General features: G+C 73.3%; 22 protein-coding genes. 13 read left to right on the forward strand and 9 right to left on the reverse strand.

Going from position 1 to position 26,949, the window contains the following annotated elements; all coding sequences use genetic code 11:
• Positions 1 to 95 precede the first annotated feature (95 nt).
• Both ACTEI_RS21900 and ACTEI_RS21905 read left to right on the forward strand, forming a co-directional pair.
• Complete coding sequence (locus tag ACTEI_RS21900; RefSeq protein WP_122979357.1) at positions 96 to 953, forward strand: universal stress protein; 858 nt, start codon at positions 96 to 98, stop codon at positions 951 to 953.
• Between the two features lie 81 nt (positions 954 to 1,034).
• Entirely contained in the window at positions 1,035 to 3,380 is a 2,346-nt protein-coding gene (locus tag ACTEI_RS21905; protein WP_122979358.1) for a putative bifunctional diguanylate cyclase/phosphodiesterase, read from the forward strand.
• Positions 3,381 to 3,386: 6 nt separating this feature from the next.
• Here the strand turns inward: ACTEI_RS21905 and ACTEI_RS21910 are convergent, their stop codons facing one another.
• Positions 3,387 to 3,959, reverse strand: coding sequence for a hypothetical protein (locus ACTEI_RS21910; RefSeq protein WP_122979359.1), 573 nt, complete (start codon positions 3,957 to 3,959; stop codon positions 3,387 to 3,389).
• Positions 3,960 to 4,102: 143 nt separating this feature from the next.
• On the opposite strand from ACTEI_RS21910, the gene ACTEI_RS39015 reads away from it, so the two are divergent.
• The 4 genes from ACTEI_RS39015 to ACTEI_RS21925 all read left to right on the forward strand — a co-directional run bounded on the left by ACTEI_RS39015 (position 4,103) and on the right by ACTEI_RS21925 (position 7,909).
• Complete coding sequence (locus tag ACTEI_RS39015) at positions 4,103 to 4,228, forward strand: hypothetical protein (RefSeq protein ID WP_262384850.1); 126 nt, start codon at positions 4,103 to 4,105, stop codon at positions 4,226 to 4,228.
• A gap of 46 nt (positions 4,229 to 4,274) precedes the next feature.
• On the forward strand, positions 4,275 to 5,048 hold the full coding sequence (locus tag ACTEI_RS21915; protein ID WP_122979360.1) for an exodeoxyribonuclease III: 774 nt from the start codon (positions 4,275 to 4,277) through the stop codon (positions 5,046 to 5,048).
• Positions 5,049 to 5,144: 96 nt separating this feature from the next.
• On the forward strand, positions 5,145 to 6,872 hold the full coding sequence (locus tag ACTEI_RS21920; RefSeq protein WP_122979361.1) for a PP2C family protein-serine/threonine phosphatase: 1,728 nt from the start codon (positions 5,145 to 5,147) through the stop codon (positions 6,870 to 6,872).
• On the forward strand, positions 6,869 to 7,909 hold the full coding sequence (locus ACTEI_RS21925) for a cobalamin B12-binding domain-containing protein (protein ID WP_122979362.1): 1,041 nt from the start codon (positions 6,869 to 6,871) through the stop codon (positions 7,907 to 7,909). The genes ACTEI_RS21920 and ACTEI_RS21925 overlap by 4 nt, the downstream gene beginning before the upstream one ends.
• A gap of 495 nt (positions 7,910 to 8,404) precedes the next feature.
• Here the strand turns inward: ACTEI_RS21925 and ACTEI_RS21930 are convergent, their stop codons facing one another.
• The 4 genes from ACTEI_RS21930 to hrpA form a co-directional block, all read right to left on the reverse strand.
• Positions 8,405 to 8,644, reverse strand: a complete 240-nt coding sequence (locus tag ACTEI_RS21930) for a hypothetical protein (RefSeq protein ID WP_122979363.1) — start codon at positions 8,642 to 8,644, stop codon at positions 8,405 to 8,407.
• A 1,034-nt stretch (positions 8,645 to 9,678) separates the two neighbouring features.
• The gene (locus ACTEI_RS21935) at positions 9,679 to 10,410 is read right to left on the reverse strand and encodes a LamG-like jellyroll fold domain-containing protein (RefSeq protein WP_122979364.1); all 732 of its coding nucleotides are present in this window, start codon (positions 10,408 to 10,410) and stop codon (positions 9,679 to 9,681) included.
• A 70-nt stretch (positions 10,411 to 10,480) separates the two neighbouring features.
• Positions 10,481 to 10,861 carry a DUF6401 family natural product biosynthesis protein gene (locus ACTEI_RS21940; protein ID WP_122979365.1) on the reverse strand — a complete coding sequence of 127 codons (381 nt, stop codon included), beginning with the start codon at positions 10,859 to 10,861 and terminating at the stop codon, positions 10,481 to 10,483.
• A gap of 94 nt (positions 10,862 to 10,955) precedes the next feature.
• Positions 10,956 to 14,888, reverse strand: coding sequence for an ATP-dependent RNA helicase HrpA (gene hrpA, locus ACTEI_RS21945; RefSeq protein ID WP_122979366.1), 3,933 nt, complete (start codon positions 14,886 to 14,888; stop codon positions 10,956 to 10,958).
• A 184-nt stretch (positions 14,889 to 15,072) separates the two neighbouring features.
• Here hrpA and ACTEI_RS21950 point away from each other — a divergent pair, with 184 nt between their 5' ends.
• Complete coding sequence (locus ACTEI_RS21950) at positions 15,073 to 15,447, forward strand: response regulator (RefSeq protein WP_122979367.1); 375 nt, start codon at positions 15,073 to 15,075, stop codon at positions 15,445 to 15,447.
• A 34-nt stretch (positions 15,448 to 15,481) separates the two neighbouring features.
• Here ACTEI_RS21950 and ACTEI_RS21955 read toward each other — a convergent pair whose 3' ends face one another.
• Both ACTEI_RS21955 and gsmA read right to left on the reverse strand, forming a co-directional pair.
• Positions 15,482 to 17,830, reverse strand: coding sequence for an ATP-binding protein (locus ACTEI_RS21955; RefSeq protein WP_239082628.1), 2,349 nt, complete (start codon positions 17,828 to 17,830; stop codon positions 15,482 to 15,484).
• Positions 17,831 to 17,904: 74 nt separating this feature from the next.
• A complete protein-coding gene (gsmA, locus tag ACTEI_RS21960; RefSeq protein ID WP_122979369.1) occupies positions 17,905 to 19,044 on the reverse strand; it encodes a sporangiospore maturation cell wall hydrolase GsmA in 1,140 nt (379 codons plus the stop codon).
• 263 nt (positions 19,045 to 19,307) lie between these two features.
• Between gsmA and ACTEI_RS21965 the strand changes: the two genes are divergently transcribed.
• A complete protein-coding gene (locus tag ACTEI_RS21965; RefSeq protein WP_239082629.1) occupies positions 19,308 to 20,135 on the forward strand; it encodes a phosphatase PAP2 family protein in 828 nt (275 codons plus the stop codon).
• A 95-nt stretch (positions 20,136 to 20,230) separates the two neighbouring features.
• On the forward strand, positions 20,231 to 20,755 hold the full coding sequence (locus ACTEI_RS21970) for a YflT domain-containing protein (RefSeq protein WP_122982326.1): 525 nt from the start codon (positions 20,231 to 20,233) through the stop codon (positions 20,753 to 20,755).
• A 114-nt stretch (positions 20,756 to 20,869) separates the two neighbouring features.
• Here the strand turns inward: ACTEI_RS21970 and ACTEI_RS21975 are convergent, their stop codons facing one another.
• The gene (locus tag ACTEI_RS21975) at positions 20,870 to 21,655 is read right to left on the reverse strand and encodes a SigB/SigF/SigG family RNA polymerase sigma factor (protein ID WP_122979371.1); all 786 of its coding nucleotides are present in this window, start codon (positions 21,653 to 21,655) and stop codon (positions 20,870 to 20,872) included.
• A 248-nt stretch (positions 21,656 to 21,903) separates the two neighbouring features.
• On the opposite strand from ACTEI_RS21975, the gene ppgK reads away from it, so the two are divergent.
• Both ppgK and ACTEI_RS21985 read left to right on the forward strand, forming a co-directional pair.
• Positions 21,904 to 22,746: a polyphosphate--glucose phosphotransferase gene (gene ppgK, locus ACTEI_RS21980; protein WP_122979372.1), complete on the forward strand. Its 843-nt coding sequence runs from the start codon at positions 21,904 to 21,906 to the stop codon at positions 22,744 to 22,746.
• Positions 22,746 to 23,207: a PPOX class F420-dependent oxidoreductase gene (locus tag ACTEI_RS21985; RefSeq protein ID WP_122979373.1), complete on the forward strand. Its 462-nt coding sequence runs from the start codon at positions 22,746 to 22,748 to the stop codon at positions 23,205 to 23,207. The genes ppgK and ACTEI_RS21985 overlap by 1 nt, the downstream gene beginning before the upstream one ends.
• Positions 23,208 to 23,352: 145 nt before the next feature.
• On the opposite strand, the gene ACTEI_RS21990 is transcribed toward ACTEI_RS21985, so the two are convergent.
• Complete coding sequence (locus ACTEI_RS21990; protein ID WP_122982327.1) at positions 23,353 to 23,934, reverse strand: hypothetical protein; 582 nt, start codon at positions 23,932 to 23,934, stop codon at positions 23,353 to 23,355.
• 92 nt (positions 23,935 to 24,026) lie between these two features.
• Here ACTEI_RS21990 and ACTEI_RS21995 point away from each other — a divergent pair, with 92 nt between their 5' ends.
• The gene (locus tag ACTEI_RS21995; protein ID WP_122979374.1) at positions 24,027 to 24,821 is read left to right on the forward strand and encodes a spermidine synthase; all 795 of its coding nucleotides are present in this window, start codon (positions 24,027 to 24,029) and stop codon (positions 24,819 to 24,821) included.
• A 155-nt stretch (positions 24,822 to 24,976) separates the two neighbouring features.
• The gene (locus ACTEI_RS22000; RefSeq protein WP_122982328.1) at positions 24,977 to 26,941 is read left to right on the forward strand and encodes an alpha-1,4-glucan--maltose-1-phosphate maltosyltransferase; all 1,965 of its coding nucleotides are present in this window, start codon (positions 24,977 to 24,979) and stop codon (positions 26,939 to 26,941) included.
• Positions 26,942 to 26,949 lie beyond the last annotated feature (8 nt).

Raw genomic sequence — 26,949 nt, forward strand, 5'->3', positions numbered from 1 at the left:
CGTTGAGGCATTGGTCACCAGACGGTAAGGCCCATTGCAACATCGATAATCATCGGTATATTGCGAGAACGTTACGGGGAGCGGAGGTCGGACCGATGCAGAACCCGAATCGGCCGCCCGTGGTGGTGGGGGTCAACGGGACCGCGGCCGGCCTGGCCGCCGTACGCCTGGCCGCGCGGGAGGCGGTCTCCCGGGGCCGGGTGCTGCACGTGGTGCATGCCTTCACCTGGCCCGATCCACGGCCGGGAACCGGTGTCGAGTGGGCTCCGGCTCGCCGCGCCGCCTCACGCGTCGTCGAGGAGGCGGTCGTCACCGCCCAGCGTTCCACACCCGGCGTCGACGCGCGGGGCCATCTGGTGGATGGCCCGGCCGCCCGGGTGCTGCGCGAGCTGAGCCACCGCGCCGCGCTCCTGGTGCTGGGCGGCGACGACCTGGCCGCCACCGGCCGCCTGCCGCCGGGCTCCCCGCTGCTGGAGGTGGTGGCCCAGGCGTGGTGCCCGGTGGTGGTGGCACGCGGGCCGCGCCCGCCGTCCGGGCGGGTGCTGGCCGCCGTGGACGGCTCGGCGCCGTCGCTGCTGGCGCTGCGGCACGCGGCCGAGGACGCCGCCCGCCGCGGCGTCGCGCTGGACGTGCTGCACGTGGCCGGCGAGGACGCCGAGGAGGCCGGCGAGCGGCTGCTCGACGAGACGCTCGCCGCGGTGCCCGGCCTGCCGCCGCTGCGCCGGTGGGTGCTGACCGGCGCGCCGGCCGCGGTGCTGATCCGCGCCTCCCGCCGGGCCGGGCTGATCACCCTGGGCTCGCGCGGGACCGGCGGCGCCGCCCGCCTCGGCTCGGTCGCCCACCAGCTGCTGCTGCGCGGCGGCTGCCCGGTCGTCTTCGCGCACGGGCGCCGCCTCCCGTCCCGCCACCTGCCGCCGCCGGACCGGGAAGCCGGAACCCCGTCACTCAACTGACCCGTTTCCGGCCGGTGGCGTCGCACCCGTTGCTACGGTGAGCAAAATATTAGTCTTCGGGCAAAGCGGGAGGAACGCCCGGTGCCCTCCGTGCTCCCACCCGGCATCGCCCGCCGCCAATGGCAGTTCATGGCCGCGTTCGGCGTCGTCGTCACCGCGCTCTACACGGCCTACCCGTCGTCCCCCCTGGCGTCGGTGAGCCTGGTGCTGCTCGGCGTCCTGACCGTGGCGGCGTGCTTCCTCGGGCCGCGCCGCTGGGGCGCCGAACCGCCGATCGCCTGGCTGCTGATGGCCCTGGCCGCCCTGCTGTTCCTGGTCGGCCTGCTGATCCGGCCCACCGTGACCGACCGGGCGATGCCGCTGCCGCTGCTCGCCGACGCCGCCACCTTCACCGGCTACGTGCTGCTCGGGACCTTCCTGTTCCTGCTGCTGCGAGCCCGGCAGAGCCTGGAACGGCACGCCGTGCTCGACGGCCTGATCGTCTGCCTGGCCGCCGGGCTGACCAGCACCCTGCTGCTGGCCGCGCCGGCCGCCGCGATCACCGGGCGCCCCGCGCTGCTCTCCATCATCCAGGCCACCTACCCGCTCTGCGACGTGGTGCTGGCCCTGCTGGTGATCAACCTGGCCTTCACCACCAAGACGTGGTCGATCAGCATGATCGGGGCGTTGGTGATGATGGTCGGGCTGTTCCTCGGCGACACCGCGTACGCGATCGTCGGCGTGAACGGCCAGATCTACGCGTCCCCGCTGCTCAACATCCCGTACCTGGTGGCGTACACCGGGCTGGGCGTGAGCGCCCTGCACCCGTCGGTGGCCGAGATGAGCCGCGCCGACCGGCTGCCGGTGCAGGCCTGGTCCTGGCAGCGCCTCGCGGTGCTGCTGCCCGCGCTGCTGCTGCCGTTCGCGCTGCTGCTGACCACCGGCACCCGGGCCGCCTCGCACCGCCTGCTGATCGCGGTGACCGGCGCGCTGATGGTGGTGCTCCTGCTGGCCCGGGCGATGTCCGCGGTGCAGGCGCAGGTCGCCGCCCAGCTGCACTCCGAGCACCAGGCCACCCACGACCCGCTGACCTCGCTGCCGAACCGGCGCTCCATCTCGTACGAGATCGAGCGGCTGGTCACCACGGTCGACTCGCACGGTCCGGACCGGGTCTGGGTCTACATGCTCGACCTGGACGGCTTCAAGTGGGTCAACGACTCCTGGGGCCACGACACCGGCGACCAGCTGGTCATCGAGGTGGGCCGGCGGCTGCGCGCCGCGGTGCCGGAGACCGTGCCGGTGGCCCGGGTCGGCGGCGACGAGTTCCTGCTCGCCTTCGTCGGCGACAAGGCCGGCGCGCTGCGCCTGGTGGACGACATCCGGGGTTGTTTCGCCCGCCCCCTTCCGGTACGCGACACCGAGGTCGTGATCAGCGCCTCGATCGGCATCGCGCACGCCGTCGGCGACCCCGTCCGCTCCGCGGTGACCGCCGAGGCGCTGATGCGTGACGCGGACACCGCGATGTACCGCGCCAAGGGCGAGGGGCCGGGCCGGTCCACCATCTTCGACACCTCGATGCACGACCAGGTGCGCGAGCGCATCGAGCTGGAGGTGGCGCTGCGCCAGGCGCTCGCCGACAACCAGCTGCACGTGGCGTACCAGCCGATCGTGCGGCTGGAGACCGGGATGCCGGTGGGCGCCGAGGCGCTGGTCCGCTGGCAGCACCCGGAGCGCGGGGCGATCCCGCCGATGCTGTTCATCCCGATCGCCGAGGACTCCGGCCTCATCTCGCAGATCGGCACCTGGGTACGCAACGAGGCGCTGCGCCAGCTCGGCGTGTGGCGCTCGCAGGGCGTGGTCTCGGAGAGCTTCTACCTGTCCATCAACGTGTCCCCGCGCCAGCTCAGCGAGCCCGACCTGCCGCTGGTGTTCTCCGGCGAGCTGTTCCGGTACGGCGTCCCGGCGCACTGCGTGGCGCTGGAGATGACCGAGTCGGTGATGGTGGACGGCTCCAGCGTCACCTCGCGGGTGCTCTTCGAGCTGCGCCAGCTCGGCGCCAAGCTGCTGGTGGACGACTTCGGCACCGGGTTCTCCGCGCTCGGCTACCTGCGCCGCTTCCCGGTCACCGGCGTCAAGATCGACCGGTCCTTCGTCACCGGCCTGGGCAAGAACGACCAGGACGACGAGATCGTGCGCGCGGTGGTCGCGATGAGCCACGCGCTCGGGCTGAGCGTGATCGCCGAGGGCGTGGAGACGCAGCTGCAGCGCGAGGCGCTGTACCACGTCGGCGTGGTGAACGGGCAGGGCTGGCTGTGGGGCAAGGCGGTGCCGGCCGAGGAGTTCGCCCGGCAGTGGCGCCTGGGCGCGGCGCTGCCCGCGGTGCCGCTGCCGGTCGCCGCGATCACCTCCGGCTCCGGACGGCACCGCCGCCCGGAGCCGGACGGGTGAGCGGCCCTACGGCGCGGCCCGCACCCCCGCCTTGTCGCTCTCGGGGAACTCGTAGAGCCAGAACGACTGGGCGTCCAGCCGGGTGGGCACCGCCTTGCCGGCCACCCGGCTCAGGATCACGCCGATCAGCCGCGGCAACTGGTGCCGCTCCTCGTTGTACATGCTGATGTCCACGAACACCTTGCCGTCGACCGCCTCGATCGCCCGGTACAGCCGGCGCAGCAGCTCGATGAAGACCCCGGCGCCGCGCCCGCCCCGCTGCGCGCCGACGAACAGCACGTAGAAGATCCGCTTCTGGGCGTACAGGTCGGGCCAGTGGTGCGCGAAGTAGTCCGGCGAGATCAGCGACACCGCGCTCAGCTCGGTGGTCATCGCGGCCATCCCGATCACCTCGCCGTCCGGGTCGAACGCCACGTACTTGTCCGCCCGCTCGTCGGCCATCAGCTCGTCGAACTCGTGGCGGTAGAGCAGGTGCCGGTTCACCGCCAGCACCGCCAGCTCGGCGAACGCCTCCTGGTAGAACTTCCAGGCCTGCTCCAGCAGCTCGGCCGGCACCACCGGCATGACGTCCACCCGCATCGCTCGCCCCCCGTGAAGTTGCCTCGCTTCTGACAAACCTCCCAGCCCCACTGGTGCCGCGCGGGCAACTCCGGCATTATTCGCTCACGGATCCCTCGGGGTGAGCCACGTCACCCCGGTCGCAGATCGCACGGGAGGCGAAAATGACCGACCTCATCGGCGCCGAGGGCCGCGCGCTCTGGCTCGTCGCCCTGCTGCTGATGCTGGCCGCCGGGCTGGCCACCGCGCTGATCGCCGCCACCCGCGGCGGCCTCCCGCCGCGCCGGTAGCCCCCCGCTCCGTACCGCCCGGCCGGCGATGCGGCAGGCTGGGCGGATGCGCTTCGCCACGTGGAACGTCAACTCGGTCAAGGCCCGGCTGCCCCGGCTGCTCGACTGGCTGGAGAGCACCGCCCCGGACGTGGTCTGCCTGCAGGAGACCAAGGTCGGCGAGGACGGCTTCCCCGCCGCCGAGGTCGCGCGCCTGGGGTACGAGACCGCCGCGTACGGTCAGGGCCGCTGGAACGGCGTCGCCCTGCTCTCCCGCGCCGGCCTCGCGGACGTCCGCCGCGGTTTCCGCGGCGAGCCGGGTTTCCCGGACCCGGAGGCCCGCGCCGTCAGCGCGGTCTGCGACGGGATCCGCTTCCACAGCGTGTACGTGCCGAACGGCCGCACCCCGGACGACCCGCACTACGCCTACAAGCTGGACTGGCTGCGCGCGCTGCGCGAGGTGCTCGCCGCGGACCTGGCCGCCGGTCCGCTGGTGGTGGCCGGCGACTTCAACGTGGCGCCGACCGACGCCGATGTCTGGGACCCGGCGGTCTTCGCTGGCTCGACGCATGTCACGCCGCCGGAGCGGGCGGCGATCGCCGCGCTGCGCGACCTCGGGCTCACCGACGTGCCGGCCCGCGCGATGAAGGGCGACCACCCGTTCACCTACTGGGACTACCGGGCGGGGATGTTCCACCAGAACAAGGGCATGCGCATCGACCACGTGTACGCCAGCGCCGAGCTGGCCGCCGCGGTCACCGACGCCGTGGTCGACCGGGAGGCGCGCAAGGGCAAAGGGCCCTCCGACCACGCTCCGGTGATCGTCGATCTGCGGCGGTGACCCGGGCACGATCGAGCACGCCATGCCCGCACCGGCCGGCGACCCCGTAGGCTGGGGTCGTTCGGAACGACTCGGCGGGGAGCGACGGGAGGGACGATGTCAACCCGTACGCCGGCCTCGGCCGGCGAACCACGGACACCTCCGGCCCCGGTCGCCGAGCTGCCGGCCGCGACCCCGGAACTGCTGCGCGCCGTCTTCCAGGCGGCCAGTGAGGCGATGCTGCTGTGCGCCCGCGCCGGTGACTGCGTGCTGCTGGTCAATCCGGCCGCGCAGGCCCTCGTGCCCGGGCTGCGGCCGGGCGGCTCGCTGACCGAGGCGCCACTGGCCGAACTGGCCGCGGCCGCCGCCGGCGGCGGCGACTCGTTCCGCTCCGAGGGTCCCGAGCGGTCGCTGTACGGCCTGCGCCGCGACCTCGACGGCGAGCACTACGCCTGGTACCTGCGCGACCACACCGACGAGCGGGACCGGACCGCGGCGCTGGAGGCCGAACGCACCCGTGCGGCCTTCCTGGCCGACGCCGGGCGACGGCTGTCCGCCTCGCTGCACCTGCGCCGGGTGCTGCGCACCACCGTGGAACTGGCCGTCGAGCGGCTGGCCGACGCCGCCGTGGTGATCCTCCCGCCGGTCAAACGGCAGAGCGCCTGGCTGCGGCTGCTGCCCCGGCGCCCGATCGAGGAGGGCACCCTGGCCGAGCGCAGCCTCGCCGAGGTCCCCGGCCTGCAGGAGGCGCTGGACGGGTTCCCGCCGATCCCCAGCCGCTGGCTCGACCCGGCCCAGGCGCCCGGCTGGCTGTTCCCGGCCGGGCTGGGCCCGATCGGCGCGCTGCTGGTCATCCCGCTGCCCGGCAACGCCGAGCCGGCCGGCGCGCTGCTCCTGGCCCGCACCGGCGTGGACGCGGTCTTCACCGGGCCTGACGAGGCCCTCGCCCGGGTGTTCGCGGCCCGGACCGGCGCCGCCCTCGCCGCCGCCACCCTCTACCGCGACCAGGTCGACACCACCGCGGTGCTGCAGGCCGACCTGCTGCCCCCGGAGCTGCCCGCGACCGAGGACTTCGAGCTGGCCGGCTCCTACCAGGCCGCCCGCGAGGCGCTGCGCGTCGGCGGCGACTTCTACGAGGTGTTCGTCCCCGCCCGGGCCGGCGGCGACACCGTGATCGCGCTCGGCGACGTGTGCGGCACCGGGCCGGAGGCGGCGGTGCTGACCGGCAAGGTGCGCCAGACACTGCGCGCGCTGCACCTGGTGCAGGCCGGACCGGAGACCATGCTGCGGGTGCTCAACCAGGCGCTCACCGAGGGCGGGCGCTCGCAGCGGTTCGTGACCCTGGTGGTCGGCTCGGTGACCCGCGCCGACCACGGCCGGATCCGGCTCGAACTGGCCAACGGCGGCCACCCGCCGCCCCTGGTGCTGCGGGCCGACGGCACGGTCGAGGAGGTGTCGGCCAGCGGGACGCTGATCGGGGTGATGCCCCGGACGGTCGTCCGGCCGGCCACCGTCGAGCTGGCCCCCGGGGAGCTGCTCCTGCTGCACAGCGACGGGCTGACCGAGGCGCGCGGCGGCCCGGGCGGCGCCGACCAGTTCGGCGAGTCCCGGCTGCGGCGGGCGCTGGCCGAGTGCGCCGGGCTGCCCGGCGCGGTCACCCTGGAACGGCTGCGCCAGCTGGTCTCCGACTGGGTGCACGGCGGCGCCACCGACGACATCGCGATGCTCACCGTGCGCGCACACCCCCGGACCCCGTTGAGCCTGCGCGGCGGCGGCGCGCCGAACCAGTCGCCGTACCTGATGGCCGCCCGCCGCGCCGAGCGAAGGGCACGACCGCGCGCATGACGACGTACGCTCCCTCCCGCCCGCTCGGCGACCCCGCCTTCCACGACGAGTACCTGCGCCTGGTCGGGGACGGCGACGAGTACGCCGCCACCCGGATGGCCCTGGACCTGCTCGACGACGGCGTGCCCGCGCAACGCATCATGATCGACCTGATCGGCGGCACCCAGGCGCGGGTCGGCGAGCTGTGGGCCGGCAACGAGTGGTCGGTGGCCCGCGAGCACGCCGCCACCGCCGTCAACGAGCGGGTGCTGGCCGCGCTCGCCGCCCAGGTGCACACCCGGCCGCACCGCGGCCGGATCACCCTGGCCTGCGTCGACGGCGAATGGCACGGTCTGCCGGCCCGTATCCTGGCCGAGACGCTGCGGATGGACGGCTGGCGGGTCGACTTCCTCGGCGCCAGCGTGCCCGGCCCGCACCTGATCACCCATCTGCACCAGACCGGCCCGGACGCGGTCGCGCTCAGCTGCATGATCCCGACCCGGCTCCCCCGCGCCCACGCCGCCATCACCGCGTGCCGCGCCGCCGGCGTCCCGGTGATCGCCGGCGGGCGGGGCTTCGGCCCGGGCGGCAGCTGGGCGCAACGCCTCGGCGCCGACGCCTGGGCCGGCACCGCGGAGGAGGCGGTGGACCGCCTGGCCGACGACTGGCCGCCGCCGCCGGCTCCGGAGTTCCCCGCCGCGCAGCTGGGCGACGAGGAGTACACCCATCTGGTCCGCTCCCGGCCGCAGCTCATCGAGATCGCGATGCAGCGGCTGGGCGCCGCCTACCCCGCCGTCCACCACTACGACGCGCAGCAGGTCGATGCGACCCGGGAGGACTTCGGGCACATCGCCGATTTCCTGGCCGCCTCGCTGTACGTCGGCGAGCCACAGATCTTCCGGGACTTCACCGCCTGGACGGCGTCCGTCCTGACCGCCCGCGACGTCTCGGTCACCGCGCTGCGGGTCGGGCTGCGCCTGGTCCGCGACCAGTTGATCGACTTTCCGGCCGCCATCCGCACCCTGGACCTGGCCATCGCCGACCTCCCGCGCCCCTGACCGCCGCCGGCGCGGCTGGACGGCTGCCTGCCCGCGAGCGGCCGGGCCGAGAAGGCGCAACACCGGCCCGCGGCCGGACCGCCCGAACAGCGAGACACCAGACCGCGGCCGGACCGGCCGAAGAGCGAGAACCGGACCGTCCAACCAGCGAAACACCAGACCGCGGCCGGACCGGCCGAAGAGCGAGAACCGGACCGTCCAACCAGCGAAACACCAGACCGCAGCCGGACCGGCCGACGAGCGAGAACCGGACCGTCCAACCAGCGAAACACCAGACCGCAGCCGGACCGGCCGACGAGCGGAACACCGGGCCGCGGCCGGACCCGCCGACGAGCGGAACACCGGGCCGCGGCCGGACCCGCCGACGAGCGGAGCAGCGGGCCACGGTCGGGAACGGTAGACGGACGGCAACCCGGGCCGGGGCTGGAACGGCGACCGCCACCGGCGGCGCGCATCGCTGCGGCCGCCGGTGGCGGTTGGTGGGGACAGCGCCGGTCAGCTGCGGCGGAAGGCGTAGCTGCGGCCGGCAGCACGGGCGGCACGACCGGCGTGGGCGCGCTCCGAACGTTCCCGGGCCGCCTGCCGGGCGTCGCGCCGGCCGTGGTGCGTCACGTCCGCGGCGCCGCCCTGGTCGTCCGGGTCGGTGGACCTCGACGGGCGGGTCAGCGCCGCGGCGAGGTCGCGGCGGGCGAGGTCGTCCGGGTTCGGGTGTACGGAGAAAGGCTGCGCAGGCATATCGCTACCTCCAGGGGGTTCGGGACCGGTGCCCGGCTCGGGGACCTGGGCGGGAAGCCGGCGATCGGCCGGACGTCATGCGGAGGCAGCCGTGACCGGGCGCGGCGTGAAGGGATCACCCCTTCGAACGTGCGGCCGGGCGCGGCCCCCGATCGACGGACCGAAGACCAGCGCGGGAGGCGCTCCCCCACACGCTCGACCCACTCGCATGCCCGCTGAGCCGGCGGCTCGCGGACGGACCGCTCATCGCACCGGCTGCGGGCCGCCACCGGAAAGGCGGCGCAGCCCGGTCCTGGACCGGCGCGGCGGTGAGTGGGGGCACGGGGGGCGCCCGGTGTGCGTCACAGCATGCCGTCAACCTATGCGTCCCCGGTCCGGCCACGCCACCGAATATTCGCCGCTCCGGCCGGGCAGGCGGCGGGTGAGCCGCGCACATCCGGCGCACCATCGGGCTGAGGGGGCTCCCGGCACAGATCCGGGCACACCACCGGGCTGAGCGGGCTCGCGGCGCCGAGGTGACCGGGGGCCGGTGGGCTGTGGGCCGGGGCGCTGGACGGTGGGGCGCTGGACGGTGAGGCGCTGGACGGTGGGGCGCTGGACGGTGAGGCGCTGGACGGTGAGGCGCTGATCGGTGAGGCGCTGGTGGGCGGGCCCGGACGGGGCGGATTTGACGCGGCTAGATGCGCCCGCCGTACCGGAGGAGGAAGCGCGAGGCGGAAGCGACCCCGCGCCGGGCCGCGGCGCGGGACGGAAGCCATCGCCCGCCGAGCCGCGGCGCTGGAGACGAACCGCGCGGCAGGCGGGCGCGAGACAAGACAACCGCGCCCGGGGCGTCAGCGCCGGGACGGAAACAACCGGGCGACAGCGCCGGGACGGAGCAACCGGGCGACAGCGCCGGAACGGAAACAACCGGGCGACAGCGCCGGGACGGAAACAACCGGGCGACGGCGCGGGACGAAACAACCGGGCACCGGGCGGCGGTGTGAGACGGGAGCGGGCCGGCGGTGAGCCGGCCCGCTGGCGTACGGCGGGTCTCAGCCCAGCTGGACGTAGATGTCGTCGAGCTGGCCGTGGTAGTAGTCGCTGGTCGGGTTGAAGTTCGGGGCGCCGATGCGCAACGGCATGGTGTTGTCCACCGACAGCGTGGCCGGGATGGTGGCGCGCGAGCCGGGTTCGCCGTCGACCGAGATGGACAGGCTCGTCGCCGAGCGCTCGCAAACGATCTTGTGCCAGTTGCCGTCGGCCACCGAGCGGGCGGAGGTGGCGGTGAACGACTGGCCGGTGCCCTTGCCGGTCATCACGCACTGCGCACGGCCGGTCTTGCCGGTCAGCTGCAGCTTCCAGACGCTGGAGGTCCCGGCCAGCCCCTTCTGCATGATGTTGGCCTTGCCCTTCAGCTGCGCCTGGGTGACCCGGACGCTGGCCGCCCACCGGAAGTTACGGGTGCCGGGGTTGAGGTCGGCGTCGTTGGGCGCTTCGAGCATGGCGCGCGGGCAGGCGCCGGTGGCCGCGCAGACGGCGGGGAACGCGGCGTACCGGCCGGCCCCCTCCGTGTTGATCGCCACCGTGCCGTTGTCGGCGCCGCGGACGGTGAGGCTGGAGCCTCGGCCGGACAGGTCGGCGATCTTGCCGCCTTCCGCCCCGCCGTCGAAGTTGTAGCGGGCCACCAGGGTCGGTGGGGCGTCCACCGCGGGCGCGGCGGCTGCGGGCGCGGCCATCGCCGGGACCGTCAGCAGGACCAGCGTGGAGAGCTTGAACATCTTCATGGCACAGAAGATGCCCTATCGTGCCGGTTTGGCGCGGTATCAACTCGGCCAAGTAGACCGTACGGGGGGTTTACAGCAACCCGGCCGAGTCGGCGATCAGGCAGACCGCGAGCAGGCGCAGCAGCGGCCACCCGGCGGCGCTCCACCCGGCGACCGTGGTCGGCGCCTCACCCGCGGCGGGGACCGGCCGGCGCATCCGGACCGCGGCGGCGGCGATGCTGCGGGCGTACGCGGCCAGAGCGTCCACGTCGATCGCGCGACCCGCGTCGCGCAGCGCCTCCCGGACGGCCGCCGCGTGCTGGTCGACGGTGGCCAGCAGGCCCGGCTCGGCGAACGCGGCCGTCAGGCCGTCGACACCCACCCGGGCCATCATGTCGTCGAGGTACGCGTCGGCGGAAACGGCGGCGGTAGCGGCGGCGATCGGGGCGAGGGCGAGGTTCTCGTTCGTCATGCCGAGAACCCTAAGAGGCGCCGTTCGGTCACGACAGGGCCGTGACCGAACGGCACCGAAGGCGCACCGAGCTGCAACCGAGGAAATGCGAAAGCTAGCCCGGCAACGCGTCCATCGCTTTGAATATGCGCTTGTCAGAGACGGGATATGCGGTCCCGAGCGCCTGCGCGAAGAAGTTGATCCGCAGTTCCTCGATCATCCAGCGGATCTCCCGCAGCCCCTCCTGCGCCGGTCCGCCGGGCGCCGCTTCGGCCTTGAGTTCGCGATATTCCGCCTCGATCTCGTGAATTTGGGCGGTCAGTTGCCGGTCGCGGCCGGCGCCGTTGCCCAGACGATCCATCCGATGGGTGATACCGCGGAGGTAGCGCGGCAGGTGGTGCAGCTGCCGCCACCCGGTCTCGGTGACGAACCCCGGGTACACCAGGCCCTTGAGCTGCTGCCGGATGTCGGCCATGGCGGGCAGCAGGGCCGGGTCGCGGGCCTGCTTGACGCGCTGCTCCACGTCGTACGCCGTGGCCAGGACCGCCTGCACCTGGGTGACCACGTTGGCCACCGCGTCGACCAGATCCTCGCGGACGGTGTCGCGCAGCGAGGCGAACTCGACCGACGACCACACCGGCCCCCCGGCGTCCGCGACCAGCTTGTCGACCGCCGCGCCCGCGCAGTCGTCGAGCAGGTCGGCGATCGAGCGGTACGGGTTGGCCCGGGACAACTCCAGTTTCGCCCGGTTGTCCAGGCGCCCCTGCAGGTACCGGGCGGCGGGCGGCAGCGTGAGCAGCAGCAGCCGCCGGGTCCCGGCGCGCATCGCGACCCGCTGCTCGGCCTCGGTCTCGAACACCTTGACGCCCACGCTCGCGCCCTCGTCGACCAGGGCCGGCCAGACGTTCACCTGGTACCCGCCGCGGACCTGGGCGACCCGGCGCGGGAGCACGCCGAAGTCGTTGGTGGTGATCCCGGTGCGTTCCAGGTCCCCGGCCGCGCGGGAGATGGTGGCCTGCACCTTCGGGGCCAGCTGCCGGCGCAGCACCTCCAGGTCGCGGCCCTCGGCGACCACCTCGCCGGCCTCGTTGACGATCCGGAAGTTCATCCGCAGATGCTCCGGCACCTGGTCGGGGCGCCAGGCGTCGCGCGGCACCACGGTGCCGGTGAGCCGGCGCAGCTCGGCGCCGATCGCGTCGGGCAGCGGCCCGCGTCGTACCGGCGCCCGGGCGAGCGCCGCCTCGGCCCAGTCCGGCACCGGGACGAAGCTGGTGCGCAGCGCCTTGGGCAGGGCCCGGATCAGCGCGATCACCACGTCCTTGCGGAAGCCCGGCACGGACCAGCCGAAGTCGTCCGCGTCGATCTTGTTGATCAGTTCCAGGGGCACCCGGACGGTGACGCCGTCGGCGGGCGAGCCCGGCTCGAACGTGTAGGACAGCGGCAGCCGCACCCCGTTGCTGAGCCACGCGTCCGGGAAGGCGTTCGGGTCCACCGTGTCGCGGCCCGCGTTGACCAGGTCGTCACGGGTGAAGTGCAGCAGTTCGGGATCGTCGTGCCGGGCCTTCTTCCACCAGCCGTCGAAGTGCCGGGCGGAGATCACCTCGGCCGGGATCCGGGCGTCGTAGAGGGCGTACACGGTCTCGTCGTCGACCGCGATGTCCCGCCGCCGCGCCCGGTTCTCGATCTCGGTGATCTGCCGTAGCAGCCGCCGGTTGGCGTCGAAGAACTTGTGGTGGGTCTCCCAGTCGCCCTCCACCAGGGCGTGCCGGATGAACAGCTCGCGGGAGACGACCGGGTCCACCCGGCCGTAGCCGACCCGGCGGCGCGGCACGATCGGCAGGCCGTACAGGGTGACCTTCTCGAAAGCCATCACGGCGCCGAGCTTGCGATCCCAGTGCGGCTCGCTGTAAGAACGCTTCACCAGGTGGGGGGCGAGCTTCTCGGCCCATTCCGGCTCGATCCGGGCGTTCACCCGGGCCCACAGGCGGCTGGTCTCGACCAGCTCGGCGGACATCACCCAGCGTGGCTGGCGCTTGAACAGCGCCGAGCCCGGGAAGATCGCGAACTTGGCGCCACGGGCACCGAGATATTCACGCTTGTCGGTGTCCTTGAGCCCGATGTGGCTCAGCAGACCCGCGAGCAGGGCGGTGTGCACCGGTTGCGGCGCGACCCCGGCGTCCCAGTCCTCCTTGACCGACAGATCGAGCGTACGCACCACCTGCCGCAGCTGGGTGTAGATGTCCTGCCACTCGCGGACGCGCAGGTAGTTCAAGAACTCCGAGCGGCACAGCCGGCGGAACTGGTTGCCGGACAGCTCCCGCTGCTTCTCCCGCAGGTAACGCCACAGGTTGAGGTAGCTGAAGAAGTCCGACTCCTTGTCGGTGAACCGGGCGTGCTTCTCGTCGGCCTGCTGCTGCTTGTCGGCCGGCCGCTCGCGCGGGTCCTGGATCGACAACGCGGCGGCGATCACCATCACCTCGGCGAGGCACTCCTGCCGGGCGGCCTCGATGACCATCCGGGCCAGCCGCGGATCGACCGGGAGCTGGGCCAGCTGCCGGCCGAGCGGGGTGAGCTTGCGGTCGTCGAGGGCGCCGAGCTCCTCCAGCAGCTTGATGCCGTCGGTGATGTTGCGCTTGTCCGGCGGGTCGATGAACGGGAACCGGGCGAGGTCGCCCAGCCCCAGGTTGGTCATCTGCAGGATGACCGAGGCCAGGTTGGTCCGCAGGATCTCCGGCTCGGTGAACTCCGGCCGGCCCTCGAAGTCCTCCTCCGAGTACAGCCGGATGCAGATGCCGTCCGAGGTCCGCCCGCAGCGGCCCTTGCGCTGGTTCGCGCTGGCCTGCGAGACCGGCTCGATCGGCAGGCGCTGCACCTTGAGCCGGCTGGAGTACCGGCTGATCCGCGCGGTGCCCGGGTCGATCACGTAACGGATGCCGGGCACGGTCAGCGAGGTCTCGGCGACGTTGGTGGCCAGCACGATCCGGCGGCCGGTGTGCCGTTCGAAGACCCGGTGCTGCTCGGCGGCGCTGAGCCGGCCGTACAGCGGGACCACCTCGGTGTTGCGCAGGTCCTTCTTGTTCAGCGCGTCGGCGGTGTCCCGGATCTCCCGCTCGCCGGAGAGGAAGACCAGGATGTCGCCGTCGGCCGGCAGCTCGTCGACCGCGGCGGCGATGCCCTCGGTCTGGTCGATCGGCTCCTCGCGCACCTCGTCCTCGTCATCGTCGATGACCGTGGTGGTGACCAGCGGGCGGTAGCGGACCTCGACCGGGTACGTCCGGCCGGACACCTCGATCACCGGCGCCGGCTTGCCGGACGCGTCGGCGAAGTGCTCGGCGAACCGCTGGGTCTCGATGGTCGCCGAGGTGATCACGAGCTTGAGGTCGGGCCGCTTGGGCAGCAGCTCCTTGAGGTAGCCCAGGATGAAGTCGATGTTGAGGCTGCGCTCGTGCGCCTCGTCGATGATCAGCGTGTCGTAGCGGCGCAGCATCCGGTCGTTCTGGATCTCCGCCAGCAGGATGCCGTCGGTCATCACCTTGACCAGGGTGTCCTCGCTCACCTGGTCGGTGAACCGGACCTTGTAGCCGACCGTCGAGCCCAGCGGCCGGTCCAGCTCCTCGGCGATCCGCTCGGCGACGGTGCGGGCCGCGATCCGGCGCGGCTGGGTGTGCCCGATCTGGCCGCGCACGCCCCGGCCCAGCTCCAGGCAGATCTTCGGGATCTGGGTGGTCTTGCCGGAGCCGGTCTCGCCGGCCACGACCACCACCTGGTGGTCCCGGATCGCCGCGGCGATGTCGTCCTTGCGGGCGCTGACCGGCAGCGCCTGCGGGTAGGTGATCGCGGGCACGGCGGCGAGCCGGCTCGCCAGGCGCAGCCGGGCCCGGTCCACCTCGGCGGCGATCTCGGTCAGCGCGGCGGATCGGGCGGCGTCGTCGCGGATCCGCCTGGTCCCGTCCAGGCGGCGCCGCAGCCGGTGTTCGTCACGGGGAAGCAGCTCGGAGATCCGGTCGCGCAGCTCGGGCACGGCGGGGCTGGAAGGCGATATCGACATGGCGGGCCAAGGATAGGCGGATCCGGCCGCGAACGGCTGGTGATTAACGCCGCCCTGGACGCACCGCGGCTCGGCGGCGCCGACCGCGGCGACGGGCGTCACCCGTGTCCCCGGGCGGGACTGGATCGATATCTCGGGTGACGGAATACCGAACCGCGCATCCGGCAACCGAATCGAGGTCGAGGTGATCGTTGTCGCGGAGGACCACGACGACATCCGGTACGTGCTGAAACGCTCCCTGGAACGGGCCGGGCACCGGGTCGTGGCGGCGGCCGACGGCGCGGCGGCGCTGGCCGCGGTCCGCGAGCACCGCCCCGATCTGGTGGTGACCGACGTCGACATGCCGCGGATGACCGGGCTGGACCTGTGCCGGGCCATCCGGGCCGACGACGACCTGCGACACATCCCGGTGGTGGTGGCCAGCGGGTCGCTGCTGCCCGGCGACGAGCGGGCCAGCGACGCGGGCGCGTCGGCGACGCTGCTCAAGCCGTTCCTGCCGGCGCAGCTGCTGGCCCTGGTGGCGGCGCTGCTGCCGCAGTCCGCCCCGGACGGCTCCTAGCCGCCGCCCGGCCCGGTCCCGGCCCGGGGGCGGCTCAGTCACGGTGCTGGTGGTCCGGCACCGGGGCGCGCAGGCGCGCCGCGGCCGGGTCGTGCGCCGACGGCTCGGCGGCCGGCAGCGCGGACAGGCCCGGCAGCCGGCTGTCCAGGATGGCGGCCCGCTCGGCCAGGGCGCGGTCCAGCGCCGCACGCACCTGGGCGTCGTCCTGCTCGGCGGGTTCGGCCGGAATGTTGTTCATGTCGGTCTCCTCTGTGACGGTCGCGGCGGGCAGGGTGAAGTGGAACCGGGCGCCGCCGCCGGGGTTGTCCTCGACGCCGATCTCGCCGCCGTGCCGCTCCACGATCCGGCGGCAGATGGCCAGGCCGAGGCCGGTGCCGGCGTAACCGGCGGAGCCCTCGGCCCGGTGGAACGACTCGAACACCCGGGGCTTGTCCGGGTCCGGGATGCCGATGCCGGCGTCGGCCACCTCGATCCGCACCCAGCCGGGCGCCGCCGGGCCGGCGGTCACCTCGGCCCACGGCGCCTCGCCGCGGCGGACGTACTTGAAAGCGTTGCCGATCAGGTTGTCCAGCACGTGCCGCAGCATCGCCGGGTCGGCGCGGACCGCCGGCAGCGGACCGACCCGCCACCGCGGGGCGGACCCGTCGCCGCGCAGGCTCGCGGCGCGCTCCTGCAGCACCTCCTCGACCAGCGGCGCCAGGTCGACCACGCCGATCCGCAGCGGCGCGTCTCGCGCGGTGCTGTACGCCAGCAGCGTCTCGATCAGGGTGTCCATCCGGTCCACGGCCTGCACGATCCGGCGCAGCGACACGCCCACCCCGTCCTCGTCGCCCGGGTCGTCCAGGGCCAGCTCGCAGTGCCCGCGCACGATGGCGAGCGGCGCTTTCAGGTCGTGCGCGACCACCCCGGCGAAGATCGACAGGTCCTTCTCGTACCGGCGCAGCTCGGTGATGTCACGCAGCACCGCGACCGCGCCACGCAGCCCGGCGCTCGGGTCCAGCGGGCGGGCGTCGATGCTGATCAGTGCCCCGTCCGGGCGCCCGGCGTTGCGGATCACCACCTCGGCGCCGTCGATCGGCTCGCCGTGCAGCGCCCGAAGCAGCGGCATCTCCTCCAGCGGCAGAGGGGTGACCCCGTCGGCCCGGTACGCGCCGTAGTGCCGCTGCCAGTCCTCCGGCCGGATGCTGGACTCGGTGACCCCGGTCAGCGTCCGCGCCGCCGGGTTCTCCAGCACCAGCCGGCCGGCGCCGTCGACGACGCTGACGCCGTCGCCGATGGTGTTCATGATCGCGCCGAGCAGCCCGGCCTGGCGCCGGCTCTCCGCCTCGGCGGCGCGCAGCTCGGCGGTGGCCTCGGCGACCTGCTGCCGGGCACGGGTCCGGCCGGCCGCCAGCACGTGCACCAGCCAGGCCAGCAGTCCGGTCAGGATCAGGCCGCCGACCAGCACGGTGACCGGCAGGTGGCCGCCGGCGCCGGGCAGCCGGTCGCTGTCGGCGCGCAGATCCAGCTCCCAGACGTGGTCGGCGACCGGGACCCGCTCGTGCCGGACCAGGTCCGGCTCGCCGGGCACGTGCAGCCGGGCGACCTCGGCGCGGCTGCCGTCGCCGTTGATCGCGACCAGGCCGGCGTCCAGGTGTCCCTGGCTGACCGTGCTGAGCACGCCGGTGAGGAAGTCCCCGCCGCGCAGCACCAGGACCACCCAGCCGCGGAACACCGGGGCGTTCGCCCGGGTCCAGATCGGCGCGGCGAGCAGGAACGCCTGCTGCTGCCGGTCGGCCGGCACGTCGCGGTCGCGGATCAGGACGTACGTGTCGGAGACGACGCCGTGGGTGGTCTGCCGGGCGGTCCGCAGCGCGGCGGCCGGCTCCGGTACGACGCCCAGGTCGGTCCCGGCCGAGCCGGCCAGCGCGTCGTCCTCGCTCAGCGCCCGGATGAAGATCGGGAAGTAGTGCTCGTCCAGGCCGGGCTGCGGGCGCAGGGTCAGCCCGTCGGCGCCGGCCGCGCGCCACCGCGCCTGGGCGGCCGGGACCGCGTCGGTGGCGACCGGCGCGACGTACGACACGACCGGCGCCCCGATCAGCCCGGAGGTGGTCAGGGGCGCGCTGGCCTGATCGAAATCCGCCCAGGTCAGCGCGTCCTCGGTGGCGAGCCCGGCGGCCATCGTCTCCAGCAGGGCGCGGTACCGGTCGGTCTCGGTGCGCACCGCGGCCAGCGCCATCTGGGCGCGCTGGTCCATCACCCGTTCCGCGCTGTGCCGCTCGGCGGCGCGCAGCGCGGCCACGATGAGCAGGGTGGCCAGCACACCGACGAGCGCGACCGCGGCCGCCGGCGCCGGGCCGAGGTACCGCCACCGGTCCGGTCCCGGATTCTGCCGACCGTTCACCATTCCGAGCGTAGGCCGCAAAACGCCCCCGTCGGCCGGAGTTGCGGCCAACGGGGGCGCGGCGCGGTGGGCGCCTACTTCCAGGTGTCGTACTGGTAGAGGTTGTGGGTCGCCATGATGCCGGTGACCTTGGTGTAGTACTTCGGGTCGGTGGCGTAGCCGGCCTTCCACACGTTCCAGATGAACTTGTTCGCGTCCCGGGTGTAGGCGAACGCCGGCGCGTACCGCTTGTTCACCTTCAGGAAGCGGCCGTGGTCGCGGAACGAATGCGCCATGCTGGCGTACGTGCGGAACGCGTCCGAGGTGGCGAAGCACTTCCCGGCCTTGTCGCACTCGGTGGTGCGGTAGACGTGGCAACCGTTGGCGATCGTGCCGTAGCTGCCGTTCTGGCACTTGATGCCGAAGTAGTTGCGGTCCACCGCGGACAGGCTGCTGCGGCCCCAGCCGGACTCCAGGATGGCCTGGGCGATGGTGACCGACGGCGGGACACCGTACTCGCGCCAGCCGAGCTGGGCGCCGGGCACCGCGGCGGCGATGAACTGCGCCGGGGTCGGCGCCGGCGTGGCCGGGGCCGGGGTGGCCGGGGCCGGGGTGGTGCAGGGCGCCAGGGCGGCCGAGACGACGTACGCGTGCGAGATGTACCGCCCGTCGGTCAGCCGGTCCCACTGGCTCGTGGTACGGACCGTGCCGCGGACGCTCGGGCCGGTGACGTAACAGGTCAGCTGCACGGTGGCGCCGTCGGCGACCTTGCGCGCCACCGCGCCCCGCGTCGACGGCGCGGTCCGCACGTTGACCACGCCGTCCGCGCTGCGCACCCGGCCCGCGACGGACGCGGCGGTGCTGCCCGGCTTGGCCTTGACCTTGTCGGCGGCCGGCGTCCCGGTGCAGGACGGGATGCTCGCGGTGCTCCGGACGTACGCGTGCGACACGTAGTCGCCGCTGGTCAGGCGGTCCCACACGGCGGTGGTGCGGACCTTGCCGCGGACGTTCTGGCCGGTCACCGAGCAGACCACCGCGATCTTCTGGCCGTCGTGCAGGGTACCCCGCACCGCCGCCGCCAGCGACGGCGTGGCCCGCACCTTGAGCTGGCTGTTCACGTCCACCACGGCGGACACCCCGGCCGCCTGGGCGGCGGACGGGGCGGCGCCCATCCCGGCCCCGGCGGCAAGCACCAGCGCGGCGCCGGTGAGCACTCGTCGGAAGCTGTGCCTCATGAAAACGTCCCCCTCGTTCCGGTCGGCTCCGTATGAAGATCCGGGGCGCCGGGTGCGGCCGGAGAGCACGTTCGGGTGCGACTGCGTTGCCGTGCTCGCCGGGCCGCCGTTGTGACCGCGGATGCGCTTGGGATCCGGCCGGACGGGGAAAGGGCGTGACCACACGGCGGCGTCGAGGAACAGGAGAGGCGATGACGGCGGTCGCGACACGGCAACCCGGCGACACCCGGTCCACCTCAGGCAGGTGGCATGCGATATCGCCGTTGCTGGTCGCGGGGCTCGCGGCCGGCGCGGCCGTGCTGGTCTGGGCGGTGTTCCTGCGTACCGGGGCGGGCCAGAGCCTGGACTCCGCCGCCATGCGGGGCGGGGACGTGCGCCACGAGCGGGTCACCGAGGTGCTCAGCCGTACGCTGAACGCCACCCAGCTCGCCGCGCTCGCCGCGGTCTGCCTGCTGGCCGCCGGCGTCGGCGTGCTGCGCCGGCGGTTCGACCTGTCGATCGGCGCGGCCCTGCTGGTGATCACCGCGAACGTCGCGGTGCAGCAGCTCAAGGCCCGCCTGGACCGGCCGGACCTGGACGGCTTCGCGATGCCGAACTCGTTTCCCAGCGGGCACACCGCGGCCGCCGCGTCGGTCGCGTTCGTGCTGATCATGGTGTTCCCGCGGGCCGTGCGCGGCGCGGTCGGGCTGCTCGGCGCGGCCTACGTGGCGATCGTCGCGGTGGCCACCGTGTGGGCCGAGTGGCACCGCCCCAGCGATACCGTCGCGGCGCTGCTCATCGTGCTGGCCTGCGGATCGCTGATCATGTGGGTGGTCCGGCTGCGCCGGTCCGGCCCGCGCCCGTCGATCGCGCCGGCCCGGGTCGCCACCCTGCCGCTCGCGCTCGTCGGCGCCGTCTCCACCGCGGCCTTCCTGTTCGGGCTGGCCACGGTGGCCGTGTCCGAACGTGTGCTGCCGGATCTGGTGTCCGGCCGGTTCACGTTCCTGACCGGCGTGGCGGGCATCGTGTCCGCCGTCGCCGGAACGTTCCATCTCTGGGTCCGGCTCACCGCCGGCGATCCCCTTCCCGAGCAGGGAGGCAACAACCGATGACCACTCCCCACGACGACGGCCTCACCAGCCGCACGCCGGCGCCGGCGACCGCGCCGGTCACCGATCCGGCGGCCGCCACACCGCAGGGCCCCGGGATGCCGCCCGGCCCGGCCGGGGTGCCCCAACTGCCGGCACAGGAGCTCGGCCGCGGCGTCCGGCACACCGGTCCGACCGTGGTGGTCGGCACCTACCCGGAGTACGCCCTCGCCCAGCAGGCCGTCGACCACCTCTCCGACAACAGGTTCCCGGTCGAGCGGACCTCGATCGTCGGCACCGACCTGCGCCTGGTGGAGACCGTGCTCGGCCGGCTCACCACCGGCCGGGCGGCGATGGCCGGCGCGGCCAGCGGCGCCTGGTTCGGGCTCTTCATCGGCGTGCTGTTCGGGCTGTTCAGCGACTCGAACTGGTTCCCGGTCATCCTGACCACCGTGGTCGTCGGCGCGATCTGGGGCGCCATCTTCGGGGCCATCGCGCACGCCGCGACGGGCGGCCGGCGCGACTTCACCTCGCGCAGCTCGCTGCAGGCCGCGCAGTACGCGGTGCTCGCCGACGCGGAGGTCGCCGACGAGGCGCGCACCCTGCTGGTCCAGCTGAACTGGCGGGTCAGCGGCGCACAGTGAGCGCGGCGCGGCGCGCCGACCCGGTGCCGGCGCGACCCGGCGCGTCGCGCGAACCCTACCCGCGCCGCAGCGGCGCGGTGCGCCGATCGGGCCCGCGCCGCGCCGGTCCGCGGCTCAGATCTCGGTCGCCAGCTGGTTGCGCAGCTTGGTCAGGGCCTTGGTGAGCAGGCGGGAGACGTGCATCTGGGAGATGCCGATCTGGTCGGCGATCTGGGACTGGGTGAGGTTGCCGTAGAAGCGCAGGGTGAGGATGCGCTGCTCGCGTTCGTCGAGGGTGGCGAGGGCGGGGCCGAGGGCGACGCGGGTCTCGGCGAGTTCGTATTCGTGGTCCTCGCCGCCGAGGGTGTCGGCGAGCTCGGTGCTGCCGTCGGCGCTGATCGGGGTGGAGAGGCTGGTGGCGTTGTAGGCGCGGGCGCCTTCCAGGCCTTCGAGGACCTCTTCCTCGGTGATGCCGAGGTGGGTGGCGATGTCCGCGACCGTGGGCGAGCGGCCGAGGTTGTGGGTGAGGGTGCTGTTGGCCTCGGTGATGGCCAGGCGCAACTCCTGCAGCCGGCGCGGGACGCGGACCGACCAGGTGCGGTCGCGGAAGTGGCGCTTGATCTCGCCGATGATGGTCGGGATGGCGTAGCCGGCGAAGTCGACGCCGCGTTCGGGGTCGAACTTGTCGACCGCCTTGATCAGGCCGACGGTGGCGGTCTGCACCAGGTCGTCGGTGGGCTCGCCGCGGCCGGAGTAGCGGTTGGCCAGGTGGCGTGCCAGCGGCAGCCAGGCCTCGATCGCGCGGTCCCGCAGGCGGGCGCGGTCCCGGCCGGCGGCCGCGGCCATCGCGTCGAGCAGTTCGGTGGCGGTGGCCTCGGGCGTGCGGGATCCCTGCTCGCGGTGAACCTCGATGACGGTCATGATGGTCCTCCATCAGCGGGCAGAGAGCCGTGCCCGCACGCGGCGACCGTTCTGAAAGGCAACGCTAGCCGAGAAGCCTAGTCCTGCCCAGCCGAAAGTATGAGTGACACTGCGTGAATGCTGAGACTACGAAGCGAATTCCCTCTGGGGGGTCACCCGGGCCCGCGCGGGGGCGCGCAGGATTCGCCGGTGAACGTTCGTGGTAAACAGCACGAACGATTGACCAGCAGGAGACGGGAAGACAACGGATGACCATCCTCGGGATCGACATCGGTGGCTCGGGCGTCAAGGGCGCCCCGGTCGACACGGTGCGCGGCGAGCTGCTCGACGAGCGCTACCGCGTCCCCACCCCGCAGCCGGCCGACGTGGACCGCGTGGTCGACGCGGTCGCCGAGGTGGCCGGGCGGTTCGACGGGTACGACCGGGTCGGCGTGACCTTCCCCGGTGTGGTGGTCGACGGCGTGACCCGCACCGCGGCGAACGTGCACGGGTCCTGGATCGGCGCGCCGGCGGCCCGGCTGTTCACCGAACGGCTGGGCAGGCCGGTGACGGTGCTCAACGACGCGGACGCGGCGGGCGCGGCGGAGGTGGCGTTCGGCGCCGGCCGCGACCAGTCCGGCCTGATCATGATGGTGACCCTGGGCACCGGCATCGGCACCGCCCTGTTCCTGGACGGCGTGCTGCTGCCGAACACCGAGCTGGGCCACCTGGAGATCGACGGCAGGGACGCCGAGCTGCTGGCCTCCGACCGGGTCCGCGAGGCCGAGGATCTGAGCTGGGAGAAGTGGGCGCACCGGGTCAGCAAGTACCTGCGCCACGTGGAGATGCTGCTCTCCCCCCGGCTGTTCATCATCGGCGGCGGGGTCAGCAAGAAGTCGGAGAAGTTCTTCCCACTGCTCGAGGTCGGCACCCCGATCGTGGCTGCCACACTGCTCAACAACGCCGGGATCATCGGCGCCGCGGTCTCCGCCGAGCAGGCCACCGCCGGCCCGGGCGGCCAGCACCCGGGTGCGATCCCGGTGGACGCCGCCCGGCCCGGGACGCCCGCCGCGGGCGACGCGCACACGGTCAACGCCCGACAGGAGGACTGATGGCTCGCACGATCGCCACGAACACCCGGGTCAGCCGCGAGGAGCTGGTGGCGTTCCTGCGCCCACGGCACCACGCGATCCTGATGACGATCCGCACGGACGGCCGCCCGCAGTCGTCGCCGAACACCTGCGGCGTCGACCCGCAGGGCCGGATCGTCATCTCCAGCTATCCGGAGCGGGCCAAGGTCGCCAACATCCGGCGCAACCCCCGGGTGTCGCTCTGCGTGCTCTCCGACGAGTGGAACGGGCCGTGGGTGCAGGTGGACGGCACCGCCGAGGTGATCGACCTGCCGGAGGCGGTGGAGCCGCTGGTGGAGTACTTCCGCTGCATCTCCGGCGAGCACCCGGACTGGGACGAGTACCGCCAGGCCATGCGGGACCAGGGCAAGTGCCTGATCCGGGTGACCGTCGACAGCTGGGGCCCGATCGCCACCGGCGGATTCCCGGCCCGGCTGGCCTGACGCACATGGGCCGCAAGGCCGGCACCCCAGGAGGACACGGGTGCCGGCCTTGCGGTTCCAGCCTCCCCGCCGGGGGGCCGGCGGGCTGTCCGGCGGGCGCGAACGCCCCAGCACGCCGATGCGGGGAGGCCGGGCGGGGGGTCACTCAGGCCGCGAGCGGCTCGTGGGACTGCTCGGCGTCGAGCAGGTAGAGCAGGGTGTCGCGGTGCATGGCGGCGATCGGCTCCAGCAGGTCGGGGTGGCGCAGCAGCGCGGCGGCCTCGCGGTCGCGGGCGTCCGGCTGCAGCAGCCGGCGGAACTCGCTGGGCAGCCCGCCGGAGCGGCGCACGTGCGGCCGGGGCCGGGGCTCCGGGGAGGGCACCGCGGCGATCACCGCGTCCACCCCGCGCCGGGCCAGCATCGGGTCGGCCAGCAGGCAGGCGGCCCAGCTGACGACGACCTCGTCGACCCAGGTGCGCCAGCCCTCGCCCTCGGCGAACTCGTCCTCCGGCTCGCTGCCGGCCTTCCAGTCCAGGACCGCGGACCCGCCCGGGCCGGCGATGGCGACCAGCGCGGCGTCGATCTCGGTCGGGTAGCGCAGCCAGGCGGCGACCGTCACGGCCTGCCGGGCCTGCAGCTCGGAGAGGGTGTGCGCGACCGTGTTCGACTCACCGCCGGGGTACGCGCGGGCCAGCCAGTGCGTGCTCGCGGCGATCACCGGTGACAGGGCGGTGGACGGTCCGGCCACGACGTTCTCCTTCCTCGGGCGCGGCCGGTGCTCGGCTCGCGTCATGGGTATTGCTCGGTCGTGGCACCGACTGTCTTGAGTAGGGTTCCTCGATGGCAACGCACGGCAACCGACACACTCCCGTGCGCCGCGCGGTGGTCGCGGCGGTCGCTTCCGGCCGTGCCGAGCTGGTGCCCGACCCGGCCCGGCCGCGGGGCTGGACGCTGCTGGTGAACGGGGTCCCGCAGTCGTATGTCGATCTGGCCGACCCGGAGCACCTGGAGTTCGCCTACGTCCGGCAGATCGCCCGGGCGCTGCGGGCCTGGGGGCGGCACGCCGTACCGGCTCGGGTCCTGCATCTGGGTGGGGGCGCGCTGACCGTGCCGCGCCTGGTGGCCCGGTGGTGGCCGGGCGCCGCGCAGCGGGTGGTGGAGCACGATCCGGATCTGATCGCCCTGGTGTCGCGGGAGATCCCGCCGGCGCGGCCGGTGGAGATCGTCGCGGGCGACGCGCGGGAGGCGGTCGAGCGGGCGCCCGATCAGGGGTACGACGTGATCGTGGCGGACGTCTTCACCGGCGCGGCGATGCCGGCGCACCTGGGCACCGTGCAGTTCGCCCGGCAACTGGCCCGGGTGCTGGCGCCGGGCGGGCTGCTGGTGATGAACGTGACGGATGTGCCGCCGATGGCCGCCACCCGGATCCAGGTGGCCACCGTGGCGGCGGCCTTCGCCCGGGTGGGGTTGCTCGGCGAGATCCCGGTGCTGCGCGGGCGCCGGGCCGGCAACGTGGTGGTGCTCGCCGGGGAGGTGCCGCCGGTGCCGGTGGCGCGCGGCGAGCGCCTGTTGCGCGAAGGTGAACTTGTCGTGTTTTCCGGCGGCGCGCGGCCCCGTATGGATGCGAACCGGTAGGGGGTCTCCGGTAGGTTTGGCGTCATCGGCGATCGGCCGTCTTCGCGGAACCCCCGTTTGTTTCAAAGGCTCCACTCCGGAGAAGTCATAGGACGACCGCGGTGGTTTTTCCGGTCGCCGGGTCCTGCTGAGCCCCTCTGACTACGGTGGAGATCATGACCGGTCGCTTCCCCATCGAAGACGTGACACCGGCGGTGTCCGGTGGCCGCTATCCCGCGAAGGCGGTGGTCGGCGAACTGGTACCGGTATCCGCGGTGTCCTATCGCGAAGGTCATCACGCACTCGGTGTGAATGTGGTATGGCGCGCTCCGGACGGCGAGACGCAGCCGTTCACCCGGATGACCCCCGGCACGCCGGGACTGGACCAGTGGCACGCCACGATCCGGCCGGACCGGGTCGGGCGGTGGACGTTCACGGTCGAGGCGTTCGATGATCCGTACCGGACATGGCGCGACGCCGTGGTCAAGAAGATGAGCGCCGGGCAGGGCATCGAGGATCTGGCCAACGACCTCGCCGAGGGCGCCGACGTGCTGGACCTTGCCGTCAAGATCGTGCCGGCCGAGCACGAGGAGCGGGTCCGCGACGCCGCCGCCGCGCTGCGCGACGAGCAGCGGTCGCTGTTCGCCCGGGCCACCCCGGCGCTGGATCTGGAGGAGCTGCTCTGGCACCACCCGGTGCGGAACCTGGTCACCACGACCCGCTCGTACTCCCTGTGGGTGGATCGCCCGCGCGCCCTCTACTCGGCGTGGTACGAGTTCTTCCCGCGCTCCGAGGGCGCCGAGATCGGCCCGGACGCCACCCCGATCCGGCACGGCACGTTCCGGACCGCGATGAACCGCCTGCCGGCCATCGCCGAGATGGGCTTCAACGTGGTCTACCTGCCGCCGATCCACCCGATCGGCAAGATCAACCGGAAGGGCCGGAACAACACCCTGGTGGCCCGGCCGGAGGACGTCGGCTCGCCGTGGGCGATCGGCTCGGACGAGGGCGGCCACGACGCCATCCACCCGCAGCTGGGCACCCTGGAGGACTTCACGGCGTTCCGGGAGCGCGCCGAACAGCTGGGCATGGAGGTGGCGCTCGACCTGGCGCTGCAGGCCGCGCCGGACCACCCGTGGGTGCGCGAGCACCCGGAGTTCTTCACCACCCGGGCCGACGGCACCATCCAGTACGCCGAGAACCCGCCCAAGAAGTACCAGGACATCTACCCGATCAACTGGGACAACGACTACCGCACCCTGCGCGACGAGGTGTACCGCGTGGTGATGCACTGGGTGCGCGCGGGCGTGAAGATCTTCCGGGTGGACAACCCGCACACCAAGGCGGTCAACTTCTGGCAGTGGCTGATCCCCAAGGTCAAGGAGACCGACCCGGACGTGCTGTTCCTGGCCGAGGCGTTCACCCGGCCCGCGATGATGAACGGCCTGGGCAAGATCGGCTTCACCCAGTCGTACACGTACTTCACCTGGCGCACCACCGCGGCCGAGATGCGCGAGTACATGTCTCAGCTGCTCGGCTCGCTGGACTGGATGCGGCCCAACTTCTGGCCCAACACCCCGGACATCCTGCACGAGTCGCTGCAGCACGGCGGCCCGCCGATGTTCAAGATCCGCGCGGTGCTGGCCGCGATGCTCAGCCCGTCCTGGGGTCTCTACTCCGGTTACGAGCTGTTCGAGCACGTCGCCCGGCCCGGTTCGGAGGAGTACATCGACAACGAGAAGTACGAGCTGAAGCCGCGGGACTGGGCCGCCGCCGAGCGGGCCGGGCGGTCGCTGGCGCCGTACCTGACGAAGCTGAACCGCATCCGCGAGCAGAACCCCGCCCTGCACTGGCTGCGCAACCTGCGCTTCCACGACATCGACAACGGTTCGCTGCTGTGCTTCTCCAAGCGCGACGCCGACACCGGCAACACCGTGCTGGTGATCGTCTCGTTCGATTCGGCCAACGTGCAGTGGGGTAACACCTCGCTCGACATGCCGGCGCTGGGCCTGGACTGGCACGACCGCTTCACCGTGGTCGACCAGATCAGCGGGGCGAGGTACGAGTGGGGGCAGTTCAACGCGGTCCGGATCGACCCGTACGTCGAGCCGGCGCACATCTTCGTGGTGCAGGCGGGGTAGGGGGACAC

Source organism: Actinoplanes teichomyceticus ATCC 31121, assembly GCF_003711105.1.
Lineage (GTDB): Bacteria > Actinomycetota > Actinomycetes > Mycobacteriales > Micromonosporaceae > Actinoplanes > Actinoplanes teichomyceticus.

Excerpts from the sequence above, each read along its gene's own strand:
- ACTEI_RS21900 (WP_122979357.1), top strand. The coding sequence starts at position 96 with ATGCAGAACCCGAATCGGCCGCCCGTGGTGGTGGGGGTCAACGGGACC.
- ACTEI_RS21910 (WP_122979359.1), bottom strand. The coding sequence starts at position 3,959 with ATGCGGGTGGACGTCATGCCGGTGGTGCCGGCCGAGCTGCTGGAGCAG.
- ACTEI_RS39015 (WP_262384850.1), top strand. The coding sequence starts at position 4,103 with ATGACCGACCTCATCGGCGCCGAGGGCCGCGCGCTCTGGCTCGTCGCC.
- ACTEI_RS21915 (WP_122979360.1), top strand. The coding sequence starts at position 4,275 with ATGCGCTTCGCCACGTGGAACGTCAACTCGGTCAAGGCCCGGCTGCCC.
- ACTEI_RS21920 (WP_122979361.1), top strand. The coding sequence starts at position 5,145 with ATGTCAACCCGTACGCCGGCCTCGGCCGGCGAACCACGGACACCTCCG.
- ACTEI_RS21925 (WP_122979362.1), top strand. The coding sequence starts at position 6,869 with ATGACGACGTACGCTCCCTCCCGCCCGCTCGGCGACCCCGCCTTCCAC.
- ACTEI_RS21930 (WP_122979363.1), bottom strand. The coding sequence starts at position 8,644 with ATGCCTGCGCAGCCTTTCTCCGTACACCCGAACCCGGACGACCTCGCC.
- ACTEI_RS21935 (WP_122979364.1), bottom strand. The coding sequence starts at position 10,410 with ATGAAGATGTTCAAGCTCTCCACGCTGGTCCTGCTGACGGTCCCGGCG.
- ACTEI_RS21940 (WP_122979365.1), bottom strand. The coding sequence starts at position 10,861 with ATGACGAACGAGAACCTCGCCCTCGCCCCGATCGCCGCCGCTACCGCC.
- hrpA (WP_122979366.1), bottom strand. The coding sequence starts at position 14,888 with ATGTCGATATCGCCTTCCAGCCCCGCCGTGCCCGAGCTGCGCGACCGG.
- gsmA (WP_122979369.1), bottom strand. The coding sequence starts at position 19,044 with ATGAGGCACAGCTTCCGACGAGTGCTCACCGGCGCCGCGCTGGTGCTT.
- ACTEI_RS21970 (WP_122982326.1), top strand. The coding sequence starts at position 20,231 with ATGCCGCCCGGCCCGGCCGGGGTGCCCCAACTGCCGGCACAGGAGCTC.
- ACTEI_RS21975 (WP_122979371.1), bottom strand. The coding sequence starts at position 21,655 with ATGACCGTCATCGAGGTTCACCGCGAGCAGGGATCCCGCACGCCCGAG.
- ppgK (WP_122979372.1), top strand. The coding sequence starts at position 21,904 with ATGACCATCCTCGGGATCGACATCGGTGGCTCGGGCGTCAAGGGCGCC.
- ACTEI_RS21985 (WP_122979373.1), top strand. The coding sequence starts at position 22,746 with ATGGCTCGCACGATCGCCACGAACACCCGGGTCAGCCGCGAGGAGCTG.
- ACTEI_RS21995 (WP_122979374.1), top strand. The coding sequence starts at position 24,027 with ATGGCAACGCACGGCAACCGACACACTCCCGTGCGCCGCGCGGTGGTC.
- ACTEI_RS22000 (WP_122982328.1), top strand. The coding sequence starts at position 24,977 with ATGACCGGTCGCTTCCCCATCGAAGACGTGACACCGGCGGTGTCCGGT.